Origin of the sequence: Algoriphagus sp., from assembly GCF_024642405.1 — a bacterium.
GTDB lineage: Bacteria > Bacteroidota > Bacteroidia > Cytophagales > Cyclobacteriaceae > Algoriphagus.
Map to the genome: position 1 here is coordinate 1 of NZ_JAHEBC010000014.1, position 14122 is coordinate 14122.

Annotated in this window: 11 protein-coding genes; 7 read left to right on the top strand and 4 right to left on the bottom strand. The window is 35.2% G+C overall.

From position 1 onward, the window contains the following. The 4 genes from Q0L68_RS02210 to Q0L68_RS02225 form a co-directional block, all read left to right on the top strand. Positions 1–1027: hypothetical protein (locus Q0L68_RS02210; RefSeq protein WP_366938336.1), on the top strand; the 1027-nt coding region annotated here is incomplete at its 5' end. Between the two features lie 140 nt (positions 1028–1167). Then, positions 1168–1764: a glycoside hydrolase family 19 protein gene (locus Q0L68_RS02215; RefSeq protein ID WP_296698779.1), complete on the top strand. Its 597-nt coding sequence runs from the start codon at positions 1168–1170 to the stop codon at positions 1762–1764. 214 nt (positions 1765–1978) lie between these two features. After that, the gene (locus Q0L68_RS02220) at positions 1979–3670 is read left to right on the top strand and encodes a hypothetical protein (RefSeq protein ID WP_296698781.1); all 1692 of its coding nucleotides are present in this window, start codon (positions 1979–1981) and stop codon (positions 3668–3670) included. Between the two features lie 34 nt (positions 3671–3704). Next, the gene (locus Q0L68_RS02225; RefSeq protein ID WP_296698784.1) at positions 3705–5684 is read left to right on the top strand and encodes an ATP-binding protein; all 1980 of its coding nucleotides are present in this window, start codon (positions 3705–3707) and stop codon (positions 5682–5684) included. 15 nt (positions 5685–5699) lie between these two features. Here the strand turns inward: Q0L68_RS02225 and Q0L68_RS02230 are convergent, their stop codons facing one another. Next, the gene (locus Q0L68_RS02230) at positions 5700–7283 is read right to left on the bottom strand and encodes a hypothetical protein (RefSeq protein ID WP_296698786.1); all 1584 of its coding nucleotides are present in this window, start codon (positions 7281–7283) and stop codon (positions 5700–5702) included. 265 nt (positions 7284–7548) lie between these two features. Here Q0L68_RS02230 and Q0L68_RS02235 point away from each other — a divergent pair, with 265 nt between their 5' ends. Further along, complete coding sequence (locus Q0L68_RS02235) at positions 7549–7752, top strand: DUF2892 domain-containing protein (protein ID WP_296698789.1); 204 nt, start codon at positions 7549–7551, stop codon at positions 7750–7752. Positions 7753–7902: 150 nt separating this feature from the next. Next, positions 7903–9288 carry a Gfo/Idh/MocA family oxidoreductase gene (locus Q0L68_RS02240; RefSeq protein ID WP_296698791.1) on the top strand — a complete coding sequence of 462 codons (1386 nt, stop codon included), beginning with the start codon at positions 7903–7905 and terminating at the stop codon, positions 9286–9288. 53 nt (positions 9289–9341) lie between these two features. On the opposite strand, the gene Q0L68_RS02245 is transcribed toward Q0L68_RS02240, so the two are convergent. The 3 genes from Q0L68_RS02245 to Q0L68_RS02255 are packed head-to-tail and all read right to left on the bottom strand — an operon-like array spanning position 9342 to position 12275. Beyond that, positions 9342–10586 carry a DUF2264 domain-containing protein gene (locus Q0L68_RS02245; protein ID WP_296698795.1) on the bottom strand — a complete coding sequence of 415 codons (1245 nt, stop codon included), beginning with the start codon at positions 10584–10586 and terminating at the stop codon, positions 9342–9344. A 14-nt stretch (positions 10587–10600) separates the two neighbouring features. After that, positions 10601–11470 (bottom strand): DUF1080 domain-containing protein, encoded by an 870-nt coding sequence (locus Q0L68_RS02250; protein ID WP_296698798.1) that lies wholly within the window; start codon positions 11468–11470, stop codon positions 10601–10603. 1 nt (position 11471) lies between these two features. Then, positions 11472–12275: an endonuclease/exonuclease/phosphatase family protein gene (locus tag Q0L68_RS02255; RefSeq protein WP_296698801.1), complete on the bottom strand. Its 804-nt coding sequence runs from the start codon at positions 12273–12275 to the stop codon at positions 11472–11474. A 183-nt stretch (positions 12276–12458) separates the two neighbouring features. Between Q0L68_RS02255 and Q0L68_RS02260 the strand changes: the two genes are divergently transcribed. Beyond that, a complete protein-coding gene (locus tag Q0L68_RS02260; protein WP_296698805.1) occupies positions 12459–14066 on the top strand; it encodes a DUF748 domain-containing protein in 1608 nt (535 codons plus the stop codon). Positions 14067–14122 lie beyond the last annotated feature (56 nt).

Below are 14122 nucleotides of genomic sequence, written 5' to 3' on the forward strand. Positions count from 1 at the left end.
GTACACTAAATATTTATTGAGTTCGATAGCAGTATTTATTGCTTTCGCGATGGTTTGGTGGACTTTACCAGAGGAAGAAATCATCAAAGCAGCAGAAAAATGGAAAGGGGTTTGTTGGGTAGGAAGCAGATCACCTTTAGAAGGCAAAGAACTTAGGATTTTAAAATCTACTGGAGCTAACGCTTTATCACAAACACCATTCGGTTGGCAAAGTGAGGTAAACAGTCCTGAAATCCGTTGGGAAGTCAATGCGGAAAGACAATGGTGGGGAGAATCGGCAAAAGGGATTCAAGCAACCCATGATTCTTCTCAGGTTTTAGATATCATGAATATGTTAAAACCGCACCTTTGGGTAAGAGGAAGTTGGCCAGGAGAAATAGAAATGCTCAATGAGAAGGATTGGGAATTGTGGTTTGATAACTATAGCAGTTTTATTTTAGACTATGCAAAGCTCGCCGAGGAGCTTAAAATGCCAATGTTATGCATTGGTACAGAACTGGAAAAGACTTCTGAGAGAGAGGAAGATTGGAGAAAAGTTATATCTCAAGTCAGAAAAGTATATACAGGAAAATTAGTTTATGCAGCGAATTTCACTGAATTCGAAAAAATAAAATTCTGGGATGAATTAGATTACATAGGAGTGCAAGCCTATTTCCCACTAGCAGAAAAACATAATCCTGATTTGCAAGAATTAAAGTCAGGTTGGGAGAAGCAGTTACCCAAAATCGAAAAGGTAGTAAGGAAATATAAAAAACCGGTTTTATTCACGGAAATAGGTTATTGCAATACTGTTGACGCAGCTATCGAACCATGGGTTTGGCCTAATGAGAGAAAGGAAATAGAGTTTTCTGAAAAAGCTCAGGCTTTATGTTATGAAGCTTTTTTTGAAACGGCTTGGAAAAAACCCTGGATGGCTGGAGTGTTTTTTTGGAAATGGTATCCAAACAGGCATGATCGTGAGCCTGATTTTACTCCTCAAGGAAAAGAGGCAGAGTTGGTAATGACCAAATATTTTAAAGAGAGCTGAAATTGAGGTAGGTATCTCCTTTTGTATAAAATAGATTCTAGATTTCACTATTTTTATTAAACGTATTAAGTAATTGTTTATTTAATCAAAGTAACTCTATTATGCTTTCACTCAATCAAATTAAGCCGATTATACCAGATATGAATTGGACAAAGGCTGAAACGTATTTACCTTTTTTGGATACTATTTTGCCAGAATTTGAGATTAATACATCACTTAGAAAGGCGCATTTTTTAGCCCAACTTTCCCATGAAAGTGGAGGACTTAAATATATACAAGAGAATTTAAATTATTCTGCTCAAGGTTTAAGAAGTGTATTCGGAAAATATTTTAAAACTATGGAAATCGCTGAAGCCTACGCTCGTAAGCCTGAGAAAATAGCAAATCGTGTTTATGCAAACCGAATAGGGAATGGTGATGAGCAAAGTGGTGATGGATGGCGTTATCGCGGGAGAGGTCTGATACAACTTACAGGGAAAGCAAATTACCAGCGATTTGCCCAAGATTATTCTATTGATTGTGTGAATAATCCAGATTTGTTGCTTGATCCAAAAATAGCCCTTATTTCAGCTTGTTGGTTTTGGAAAAAGCATAATATAAATGTTTATGCTGATTCGGATGATATCCATATGGTCACCAAACGTATCAATGGAGGACTCAATGGATTGCTCAACAGGCAGACTTACCTTGATGAATTTAAACGAGTTTTTGATTTCTTGGACAAATCAAGTACTTGATTTCCAAGACTTATTTGCTTTTAATTCCCGCAACGATTTGAAAATAGAGGATTTCAGCCCCTCAAATTTCTTTTTTAGTAAAATTCCTTAAACTGGCGGCAGACCTTATTCTATATGTGGTTTATAGTTTGATAAAAATCATTAATGATGTCATTTGGATTATCAAAAAAGTTTAAATTGAAAATTACATTAATGTTTGACAGAAGATTGAACCATGAAAACGATCCGTATTTTTATTGCCTCTTCCTCAGAACTGAAAGAGGATCGAGATCAATTTAGACTTTTCATCAGTCAGGAAAATGACCGTTTGCATAAAGAGGGGCTTTATTTAGAACTCGTACAATGGGAATATTTCCTGGATGCGATCTCTGATTCCCGTCTTCAAAGTGAGTATAATAAAGCAATAGAAAGTTGTGATATCGTCGTTTGTTTATTTTTCACAAAAGTAGGAAAGTACACAGCAGAAGAATTTGATACTGCCTATCAAGTTTTTAAAGATAAGGGAAAACCTAAGATATGGACCTATTTTAAGAATGCCCAAATAAATACAGGATCGATCACGGATGAAATAAACACCCTTCTGGCATTTAAAAAGAAGATAGGAGAGCTAGGACACTTTTATACAGAATACACCAATATTGATAACCTAATTAATAAATACAGAAGTCAGTTAGATAAGTTTTTACCTTCTGTAGAACAAGAGACTATATCGAAACCTACGCTTGATGCATCAGAAAAGGAGCCTGAAGTAATAAAAAATACGTTCAACGATTTACTTACCGCCCATCTATTAAAGGCTATAGGGAGGCACAATAGGAAAGCAGGAGACTTTTTAGCAGCAAACAGTGATTGGGAAGAAAATAAGCATTTGGTTCAGACAGCTAAAAGAATAATCATCAATGGATATGTGGGAGTAATAGGAGTTCAAATTCGAAAGTTGATGTCCATTGGAGAAGAGGAATATTCGGAGAGTAAAATGAAGCGTTATCTTGAAAATTGCCAAATCACATCAAAAAGAGGCTTGCAGCTGATTACCTATGCCTTAATTTCTTCTCTATGGGATCATCAATTAAAGAGTCCAGTTAATTTTTCGGAGCCCCAGAAAGATGTTTTGGTTAAATTTTTTAGGAATGCAGCTGATGAAGATATCCTCGCTTTTTCAGAATTATTAAAAAGTTTACTTGAGATTTATTCTGATAATAAACTGGAGTTTCTGATTTCTGAGTCAATGGATTTACTTCCTAAACTTAAAGAAGCGAGTGAATTCCTATCAGCCTGTGAGAAATTAAATGAAGTGCCTAAATTAATTAGTAGTTCTTCTTTCCAGTTGAGTGATTGTTTAGAAGCAGAAAAAAATCTTTCTGTGATCTTGGAACATTTGGGTTTTTTGGCGGAATACAGAATGATTTCCATTAATGAGATTGATTTCAATCAGCAAAGGAATGACGAAGAAGGTTTATATCTCCACAATTACACTTTTCTGGATGGGGAAATCCAGGCCAATAATGACCAAAACAAAGTTAGGCGAGAATCTTCTCCGGTTATTTCCCATGCAGTGATTTTATTCAAAGACAATTATAGGCAGAATATAAATCTGGATCCTTTCATCATAGACTACAATGGATTGGCCTTGACTGGTGGGTCTAAAATCTGTTTTTATTCTTTTTGCAATACTTACGATGACCTTAACCTAAACTTTAATTTTATTGAAGATAACAGTAAAGTGGTGATCAGAAAATCAAATAATCCAAAGCCAAATGAGACTGATTTAAATGCCCTTAACAAGTGGCTTTCAAGTAAAGAAAACCGAAAGGATATGAATTTTGATAAGGTATACAGTTTATTTTATCATGCTAAAAAAACTCTAACTGGAATTGAAGAAGAGACTACTGAAGATTTGTTTTAATTTTTCACCCACCTATTTGTAATAACTGAATACCATGAAAAAATATCCCTTCAAGTTTCTAGATTCTTACGATCGAGAAGATAGGAGTGTCTTTTTTGGAAGAGATGAGGAAATCAATGCCTTATATGAAATGGTATTTCAGTCATCCATAGTTCTTATTTATGGAGCCTCGGGAACTGGAAAAACTAGTTTGATCAATTGTGGGCTTGCCGGCAAGTTTCAGCCGCATGATTGGTTGGCTTTGATGATTAGAAGAGGCAGTAATATCAATAAATCGTTAGAGTCAGCTTTAAACAAATCAGGTGGAAAAATAGATTTAGAGTCAGAAGAGGAAGACTGGTTTGATGAATGGGAAGATGATTCCGATAAATTAGGTAAGGAATTATCTCCAATTGGGAAATCAATCAGAGCAGTTTATCAAAAATCTTTCAGACCTATTTATCTGATCTTTGATCAGTTTGAAGAACTATTTATACTAGGCTCCACTTCTGAACAACAGGTTTTTACAGATAATGTAAAAGGAATCCTTCAATCAGGACAACCCGTCAAATTAATTTTTTCTATTCGGGAAGAGTATTTAGGTTACCTATTTGATTTTGAAAGAGCGATCCCTCAGTTGCTCAAAAAAAAGCTGAGAGTTGAGCCCATGAACCTTGAAAAAGTTAAGCAGGTAATCATTGGCGCAGCAAACTTTAAGGATTCAAATATTAGTATTAAAGCTGGTGAGGAAGATGCTGTTGCTGAAGCTATTTTTCAAAAAATTAGAGGGGATAAAAAATCACTGACGATTCAATTACCATTTCTACAGGTTTTTCTGGATAAACTTTATTTGAATATCAGCGGAGATGAAAAACGAGAGGCTCCTGCTGAATTCACCAGAGCAAAAGTGGATGAAATGGAAGAGATTGGAGATGTCTTGATTAATTTCCTTGAAGAGCAGGTTTCTAATATTTCCGAGAAATTAGAAGAGAAATATTCAAACTTGAGGCTAGAAGATACATGGAAAATACTTTCGCCATTTGCTACCTTGGAAGGAACAAAAGAGCCTATTGGGAAAAATGAATTATTTGACCGTTTACCGGATTTAAATAAATCTATGGTTGATGATGTGATTGCTTCATTTATCAATAGTAGAATCCTTCGGTATAATGAAAATGCAGACACATTTGAGATTGCTCATGATTCACTTGCAAAACCCATAGCCGATAAAAGAAGCGTAGAGGAAACTGCCCTCCTTGAGATTAAGAGATTGATAAAGAGCCAGGTAGGGGTAAAAGAAGAGGCTAGGGAATATTTTACCGAAAAACAATTGGCTTTTATTGAACCCTATCTTTCAAATTTTAAACCAGCGAAAGAAGAGTTAGATTGGATAAAAAAAAGTGAACAATTTAATCGAGATCAAAAAGAATTAGCAGCAAAGAATAAACTTCTAGAAATCACAAAGAAAAAGAGAGAAAGAAGAAAATGGTTTGCGATAGTTTTTTCTATTGTTATAGTCGGCCTTGGATACATTGTTTTAAAAAATATCCAGGACAGGAAAGAACATATTGAGGAATTGCAACTCGATCTCGAAAGGCAAAAGAGGCTTGATAGAACCCAGGAATTATTAAGGTTAGTAATGAAGGGAAGAGGGGAAAAATATGAAAATCAAAGTGACTCGGCAATCAGTCAAATTATTTTTAAAGAAAGAACTTATCCTTTAGATAGTTTAATTGAGGTTAAGGCCTCTGTAAGTCCGTCAAATGCTGGAGGGGAAAATAAAAATTACACTATGTGGCTGGATGTTCCATCTTTCAGGAAGGATGAAATTAAAGAAGTTCAATATAATTTTTGTAGAGGATTTGCAGATCGACTTCGGGTTTCAAAAGATCCTACATCTTCCTTTTCAATTGGTTATTTGGGCTGGGGCTATTGCCCAACTATGAGAATTGACATTATTCTCGAGACTGGAGATACGGTTAAAAGAGATTTTTCTTTTGAAAAGTATTTTCAGGATAATCCTTCTATGGATTAGTAATGTGGCTTAATTCTATTGGATAATTTGATTTATTCTGGCACTTCTAAGATGGTCTTGAACTGTGAGTTTTCCGCTTAAATCCAATTCTGGTACTTGACCAATATCATTTTGATGGAAATGATAGATAAATATGGACAAGGTTTTATTGGCAAGCACACGTTCTTTTAGAACTTCGGGAAGTGAGTCATAACTGTTTTTTAAAAGTTCCTCTGCAAAACTTATTGTCATCACTTGATTACTCATACTTGCGGCTTTCGATGCAACGATGAAAGCAAACATTCTATATTCGGATTCAACATCAAAAAAGATGGATTTGAAAATTTCGAAATAGGAAAATTTACCATCTCCTCCTAGATTCTCTGTAAAGCGCTCTTTAGATGGGATTGAAGCCCCATTTAAATTGAATTTTTCAAGACTTGTTGTTAACGCAAATCCATCCAAATCATAATAGTAATGCAGTTGATTTTTATATCCGGCATTTTCTAAAGGACCTTTTAGGAATAAATCAACCTGATTTAATGTCGCTAATTCAGGTTTAAAATTAGCATTGATAGAACTGGCAGATGCTAGTGGGGCGGGATTGGGAAAGAAATACATCTGTGGCTCTGCTATTGATGGCGATAATACCATGGAAAAACTTTCATTTAAGATGCCGTCAGATTCATCTTTTGGAAATTTGCTTTTTAACTGCCTAAGAAGTAAATCACAGGCTGTTGGATTTAATTCTTTTTTAATAAACTCATCGTCTTCAAATCCGAGAAGCTTCATGAAATACCCATAGTTTTTATATAGGATATCAGTATCAAAATTTCGTGGTATTCTTTTCTCTGAAGTTGCAAGATATTTTAGCTGCATGTATCTTGATATTAACTCCAATCTGTTATCTACGGTATAATTGGGTGAAATAAAGTTGGATTTATTTTTAGGGATATCTAACCTTAATTCATTTTCAAGAATTGCCATACTCAATGGCATGTCATAGAGTTTTGAAAAATAGGTGAGAGAATCAAATTCAAATTCATTTTTAAGCTTTGCTTTGTAGAAAATTCGCTTAAAATCTGGATAAATATCTTCCACAAAAAGCGAATTCAATTCGCTTTTTAATTCCCAGATTGCATCATTTAAGTTATTATTTGACTCTTGATTGAAATTGATCATTTCATAAAGTGCATTTCTTTCCTTTAGAAAAGTTTCGACATCATCAATGTCAGAAGAATTGTAAGACTCAATAGCTTGGTCAAAAACGCTTTTTATCCTCCGTAAGGTGTTTCTTTCAAAATTCTTGCTATTTGTTGTTATTTGCTTGGTTTGGAGATAAAAAAATAGAGATTGGGTGAAATTGAATAGGGTCTTGTTATTAGTAATAAATGACCGGTTATTAATTTTCCCGATTTCGCCTTTTTCAAAAGCAAGGATTTTAGAAATCCTATCTCGATCAAGTGTATCAAAATAGGTCTCCGTTAAATACAGATTCATATAGGCCTGAGCTAATGTAATCGTGTCATTTTTGATAGACTCAGGGTTTTCTTGAGCATTTACCGAATTCGTGAAAACGGTCAATAAGAAGAAGAGAAATAAATAATTGAAAAATTTCATTTCAACTAAATTGGATAGATCATAAGCATAAAACAATTTAAAAAAAGATTATCTCACATTTTTGGTATTGATCCTAAGATATAGCTTATAAATGGTTTTGCTCTTTGTTTAAGTCTGATTTTCAATGTAGTAATTTTGATTGTCTGATTTAAAATCAAGTTCTTATGTGACTAATATCATGAAATAGTATAAGTAATGTGATTAGGTTTATTCAGTTGAAATAGAAGATCAACTTTAGCCAAATATCAAGCAAACCTTAAAAATCATGAAAAAAAATATGGGAAATTCGGATCGCGCAATTAGAATAGTCATTGCTGCGGTTTTAGTTGGACTTTACTTTTCAGAAGTACTGACTGGCACAATAGGGATTATATCTCTGGTAGTAGCAGGAATATTTGCTTTAACCAGTTTAGTCAGTTTTTGTCCTCTGTACACTTTATTCGGATTGAAAACAAGAGCCAAAACTTAAATTAATATTTTAATAGCATTATTAATTCAAAGCCGGAATTGATTAATTCTGGCTTTTTTATGATGTAAATTTACCATTGAAAAGAATTTAAAGCTGAAATTTTTAATATTTACCATAGTATTGAAAAAGAAATCCAAAAAATACCAAGAAATGAAGAACAACAAACGGAGAGAATTTTTAAAAGCATCAGGCTTAGCGGGTCTAGGGCTTTTTGGGGCAGGATCAGTTTACGGAGGTGATATCAATAAGCTTACTGAAGAAATTAAAAAATATGAAAATCATCAACAGGCATTCAATATGTCTGGTTATGCCGCTCCAAAAATCGAAACTGTTAGAGTTGGTATTGTAGGATTGGGAATGAGAGGTCCAGGAGCAGTGGATCGATTGAGTAAGATTGACGGTGTCGAGATTAAAGCACTTTGCGATCTTATACCAGAAAGAGTAGAAAAGGCTAAAGAGCAATTAAAAGGTACATCACATAATCCAGAAGGCTATTCTGGCAAGGTTTATTCTTGGAAGGAAATGTTTGAGAGACCTGATTTGGATCTGATCTATATTGCTACACCTTGGGAATGGCATACTCCTATGGCAGTTTTTGCAATGGAAGCTGGAAAGCACGCAGCCTGCGAGGTGCCGATTGCAAGAACTTTAGATGAATGCTGGCAATTAGTTGAGACATCGGAGCGAACCAAGAAACATTGTATGCAGTTGGAGAATTGTTGCTATGACTTTTTTGAATTGATGACCTTGAAGATGGCTCGTGAAGGTTATTTCGGAGAAGTTCTTCATGTAGAAGGAGCATATATCCATGATCTTTTATCTCTTAATTTCAATAAGGAAGGATATCAAGGGATGTGGAGATTAAAAGAAAACTATCGGGATGGAAACCTTTACCCAACTCATGGTTTAGGACCAATCTGCCAAATTCTAAACATCAATAGAGGAGATCAAATGGACTATTTGACCTCGGTTTCTACTGAAGATTTCATGATGAAAGCCAAGGCTCAGGAATTAGCTGCTGAAGATAATTTCTTTTCAGATTTTGCTGCCAAAAGCTATAGAGGTAATATGAATACTACTGTTGTGAAAACAAAACATGGCAAGACGATCATGATCCAACATGATGTAACTAGCCCAAGACCTTATTCAAGACTTCATGTGGTGAGTGGAACTGAAGGCTTTGCTCAAAAATATCCAACTCCTAAAGTAGCGAAAGGCCATGGTTGGTTGAAGGATGAGGAGTTTAAAGATCTTGAGACTAAGTATACCCCAGAGATTGTGCAAAAAGTAGGTGAGTTGGCCAAGCAAGTAGGAGGTCATGGAGGTATGGATTTCATGATGGATTGGAGGCTGATAGACTGCCTAAGAAATGGGCTTCCACTAGATCAGGATGTATATGATGCTGCTTTGTGGAGCAGTATTTCTCCTTTGAGTGAGTGGTCCGTTGCTAATAGATCAAATTCTATAGATGTCCCTGACTTTACAGGTGGTAGCTGGAAAAATAACAAGCCAGTTCCTATTACACTTAGAGGATAAAAGAAAAAGAAACATAAATAAGCCCGTCAAATCTAATTTGACGGGCTTTTGCTTTATATGGCGGAATCCCTTTTTTGATCTTCGCCTTGCCAAATCTTTTTGTTTGTCCAATCTTCTTCAGTATCTGTCCAAAATGGATGAGATGCAGGCAAACCTAAAGGAAGGAAACCTAATGAGCATAAATAAAGGCTTCCAGTGCTAATGTAAGGTTCTGCCAATCCAGGTTGATGGCCTGCCAGACCTAATTGCAGCCAATTATTTTCATCAAAAGTCCCTGGAGCAGAGAATAACTTTCTATATACTACCGTCAAAGCAGCACGAACTTGCCCATTACTTAGTTCTTCTGGCAACATTCCTTTTAATACAATTTCTGCCAAAGGTTGGAATGCTCCAGACCTGTAACAAATAGATCTCCCGATTGCAGGATATGTACCCTCTGGTGAAATCATTAATTCTAATTGTCTTCCAAATCGTTTCATTCTTGATTTAGCTTTTTCCAAATCAGCTTCGTAAGCTTTTTGCTTGGTTACAGCTATTTCTAGAACTTGGATTAGCATGGGTTGGATGACATAAGAGTTGTAATAGTCTAAGTGGAAATTGGCTCCATCACCATACCATCCATCGCCTAGATACCATTCCATGTGCTTTTTGATGGCAAAATCCATCCGCATCAAATCCCCTTGCTCCCCTACAGAAAAAAGGAAAGCATCAATCATTGCTCCAAAAAGAATCCAATTATTATAGTAAGGTTTGATCGCTAGTTTTTGGGCATGCAGTTCTTTGATGAGTCTTGATTTGGTTTCTGCATCAAGAGGTTCCCAAAGTTGCTTAGGAGCACGCATAATTCCATGTACTAAAAACGCTCCATCTACCAAAGGTTGAGCACCTTTTGTCCAATTGATATAATCAGGAGAATCCGGATCAACTGCGTGTGTGATACTTTGTATTGCTTTCTTTCTTAAGTCTGTCTGAATTTCTCTTTCTTGATCATTTATATCCTCTAGAGCCAGCCAAGGAGCGAGTCCTGCCAACAATCTACCGATTGCTTCCAAGTACGTTACAGTGTCTCTATCTCCATAGGCTCCATCAGGCACCTCTACTGGCATCCTCTCCTTGAGCTTTCCTTGGGACATGGCGTCTAAAACCGGATAAGAAATTTTATACAGTAAATCAACCCAAATTTTTCTGTCATCATTAGCTTTTAATTCTGCTGTGTTACTAAATGCCGGGTTAGATAAACTAAAAGCGGCTCCCATTGCTGGAACCGTTTTGATAAAATCTCTTCTGTTAAAAGTCATTGGGATACTTGTGTTTAATTTTCTGAAGATTCAGATTTCAATAACTCTAAAACTGCTGTGTTTAACTTTTCGTCTTGTCCAATTAAATCATCCAGTTCTACAATGACTACTTTTCTGAAATCGATGGGATGACTCTCACTCTGAAGTGAGATAAACCCTTCTTTCAAAAGCATGCCATCAATTTTTACTGCTGGATCAGATGGATTTACATTTCCACCACCAATTTGAGGTTTGTTATAACTGAAAACAGTGTCCAAGCCAACCATATGATGAATGACAGAATCTCCTAAAACAACAAAATTTGCTGTAACCCATTGATCACCTGCATAAGTCTCGGAGGAGGAATTGATACAATGGGGAGTAAATAATGTGTCGGCTAAAACCACATTGGTTCCAGGAGTACAGAGGTTGCAGGTACTTCTTTTGTCTGTTCCATTTCCTCCGAGAAACTGAGCTTCTACAGAAATCGGGAAATCTTGGTCCACCAACATGGTTTTAGGATCTTGCCCATGTAACATGGCACCACTATTTCTCCATGCCCATCCTTCACCACCATTGGCTTGTTCTCCAACGAATCTGTATTGAACTTGGAGGACATAATTAGAAAATGATTCATTATAAAAGATATGGCCGTATTGACGATCAAATTGATCATAACCATCATATCGAACCTGCATCATACCATCTTCAACTCGAAAGGTATTTGCGAAATTATCATTCAATTCATGTTTACTGATTTTTACGCTCCAATCATTAATATCTTTTCCATTAAAAAGATCTCTCCATTCTAATTGGATTTTTTCTTCTTCACTAGAGCTTTCGGTAGTTGGGCTGCAGGCAAAAAGCGAAAGGCAACTGAGAACAATGCAGATAGGTTTTTTCATTTTATTTTAATTGTAAAGTGACAAGAACGGGATAATGATCTGAATGCGTAACATTCAGAACCTGATAATCTACTAAAGTGAATTTACTGGAATCAAACCAAACATAATCAATTCGAGCTCCATCTTCTAAAGTTCCATAAGTAGGGGAGAAAGGTGTTGGTAAAGCACCTGCATCTTTCCAAGAACCTTTTATGCTTTTATAAGCTTCAGAATCTGGTCTGAAGTTTAAGTCTCCGACCCAAATTGTTGGTAACTTTTCCTTTTTTGCGCGTTGACTTACAGCTTCAACCTGTGCAATTCTATTTTCTTCAAATTGATGGCATAAGTGTGTTCCGGCAAAAGCGATTTCTTTTCCAGATGAAAGCTTATAAGTAACCCAAGCTGCTGCTCTTGGCTCACCACCGACTGGTAAAGGGAGATTTTGGGTTTCAAAAATTCCATTTCCTTTTACCAAAACGCCTTCTCCATATCCGCCTTCCGCATAATCCATTGCTTTTGCAAAGTACCCCGTATAACCTGTCAATTCAGCTAATTTTTGAACCAAATCAACTTTTGAACCATAAACTCCTGCGGTTCGAGTTGTCATACTATCAACTTCTTGCATAGCAATAAGATCAGGATTTAGCTCATTTATCAACTCAGCAATTTGCTCTAGATTTCCGAGGCCAGTATGAAATGGATTTTCTCCATGATAAATATTATAGCTTAAGATTTTAATGGTTTCTCCGGATTTTTGCGCCATTAGTGGCGAGTGTATTCCAAAAAAAACGAGAATTAAGAAGGCTCCAAAAAAAGAATTATTCATGAGGTATTTATTTTCAAAATTTGAAAATTGAATTTAAAAATGATTTGGCCAAATTTTAACCTTTCCATGCTGAATGGTCAATAAATATATTTAGGAGCAAAAAAGTAGCTAGTTTGATTAAATGAGATATTCAAGTGTATTCTTAATCCTTAGATAGATGATTTTTATTGGTAAGTTAGGTTTATGAAAAAAATCGGGATATCCCTGTTCATTTTAGTTGTTTTTGGACTTGGTGGTACATTCTACTTCCAATCATGGATTTCTAAAAGAATTCCAGAGATAATAAATTCCAACCCGGATAGAAATTATGATTTGCTTTTCGATGATATAGAAATTCACTTTTTTAAAGGACAAATGGAATTAGGTACAATTATGTTAGTGCCTCTAAATGATTCTCTTTCCACAAAAATGAATGGCTCTCTAAGAAGGATTCAAATGATGGGAGTAAATTTCAAAGAGTTAATTTTTAACAGGAAACTTGAAATTGGAGAAATAAAATTGATTGAACCTGCTTTTAGATTGATTCAAAAAAGTAATCGAAGCAATGCAAATGAAAGCTCTAAAGCATTTCAAGGTTTATTTCAAGACTTGATTTCCAGAGGAGAGATAAAAAACTTTATTCTTGAAAGGGGGACTGCAGAAATGTTTTTAGATAAAGACAGTCTTTACCGATTCGGTCAATTTACCGACCTAAGTATTGTTGCCCAAGGAATAGAAACAGATTCTATCATAGCTACATATGCTATACCATTTAAACTGGAAAGCATTTCAACCAGTCTAAAAAACCTAAAAATTGTAACTGATTTCAATCAAGAATTCAGATTAGCAGAGGCCAATTATAATTCAGAAAAAAATGAGGCTTCATTTAAGAACTTGTCCTTAACCTATACAAATCTCTTATCCGAGGTAATAGTTAATTCTGAGTATCAAAAAGATATATTAGAGGTTACAGTGAAGGAGTTTAAGTTGAATCATATTAATGCTAAAAGCACCATTTATAACAACTGGTTTATTTTGGCAGGAATGGCAAGTATTGATAGTTTGGTTTTGGAGGATTTGCGAGACAAAAATAAACCTAGACCAATAGAATCAATTAAGCCGTTGTTTGAAGAAATGGTAGAGTCAATTCCTATTCCAATTAAAATTGACTCTATTAAAGTGATTAATTCAACCATCACTTACAAAGAAATTCCTGAAGGGAAAAAGGATCCTATTACTTTAAATTTTCAACGAATTAATGGTGATATAACAAATTTGATTTCCATTGATTCACTCCAAAACTTTGGAACACTTGCGGTAAATGTTTCTTCCTCCTTGAATGGTTTTGCTCCATTAGAAATGAATATTGATGTACCATATGGCACTAATTCATTTGAATTGAATGCCAATCTTGGAGGATTTAATTTGACTTCCCTTAATGAAGTATTTAAACCAATGGGAAAGTTTCAAATTGAATCGGGCGTCCTAAAAGGTTTGAAGCTCCACATGAGAGCCGATGAAAAAGGTTCTGCCAACACCTTGAATTTTGACTATGAAAATTTACGTCTTCAAGTTTTAAATTCAGAAGATTCTAAGAAAGGTAAAAACGGACTATTAACTACGGTTGTGAATTTGATGACTTCAAAAGAAAATCTACCAAGTTCTAAAAATTATAAAGTTTCAAAACATTGGACTCCCAGAAACCCATATCGTGCTCCATTTAATCTTATCTGGATTTCTACCAAAGATGGGCTGATGTCTATTGTTCCATCTGGTTTTGCAACTATTCTTTTGCCTGAGAAAAAGCCATAATAAAGCAATGGAATAAATGGAATTTGGTTATTCCAAGGAATAATTTTTTACAAAAA

Coding starts and splice junctions, on each gene's coding strand:
- Q0L68_RS02215 (WP_296698779.1), top strand. CDS start 1,168: ATGAATTGGACAAAGGCTGAAACGTATTTACCTTTTTTGGATACTATT.
- Q0L68_RS02220 (WP_296698781.1), top strand. CDS start 1,979: ATGAAAACGATCCGTATTTTTATTGCCTCTTCCTCAGAACTGAAAGAG.
- Q0L68_RS02225 (WP_296698784.1), top strand. CDS start 3,705: ATGAAAAAATATCCCTTCAAGTTTCTAGATTCTTACGATCGAGAAGAT.
- Q0L68_RS02230 (WP_296698786.1), bottom strand. CDS start 7,283: ATGAAATTTTTCAATTATTTATTTCTCTTCTTCTTATTGACCGTTTTC.
- Q0L68_RS02235 (WP_296698789.1), top strand. CDS start 7,549: ATGAAAAAAAATATGGGAAATTCGGATCGCGCAATTAGAATAGTCATT.
- Q0L68_RS02240 (WP_296698791.1), top strand. CDS start 7,903: ATGAAGAACAACAAACGGAGAGAATTTTTAAAAGCATCAGGCTTAGCG.
- Q0L68_RS02245 (WP_296698795.1), bottom strand. CDS start 10,586: ATGACTTTTAACAGAAGAGATTTTATCAAAACGGTTCCAGCAATGGGA.
- Q0L68_RS02250 (WP_296698798.1), bottom strand. CDS start 11,470: ATGAAAAAACCTATCTGCATTGTTCTCAGTTGCCTTTCGCTTTTTGCC.
- Q0L68_RS02255 (WP_296698801.1), bottom strand. CDS start 12,275: ATGAATAATTCTTTTTTTGGAGCCTTCTTAATTCTCGTTTTTTTTGGA.
- Q0L68_RS02260 (WP_296698805.1), top strand. CDS start 12,459: ATGAAAAAAATCGGGATATCCCTGTTCATTTTAGTTGTTTTTGGACTT.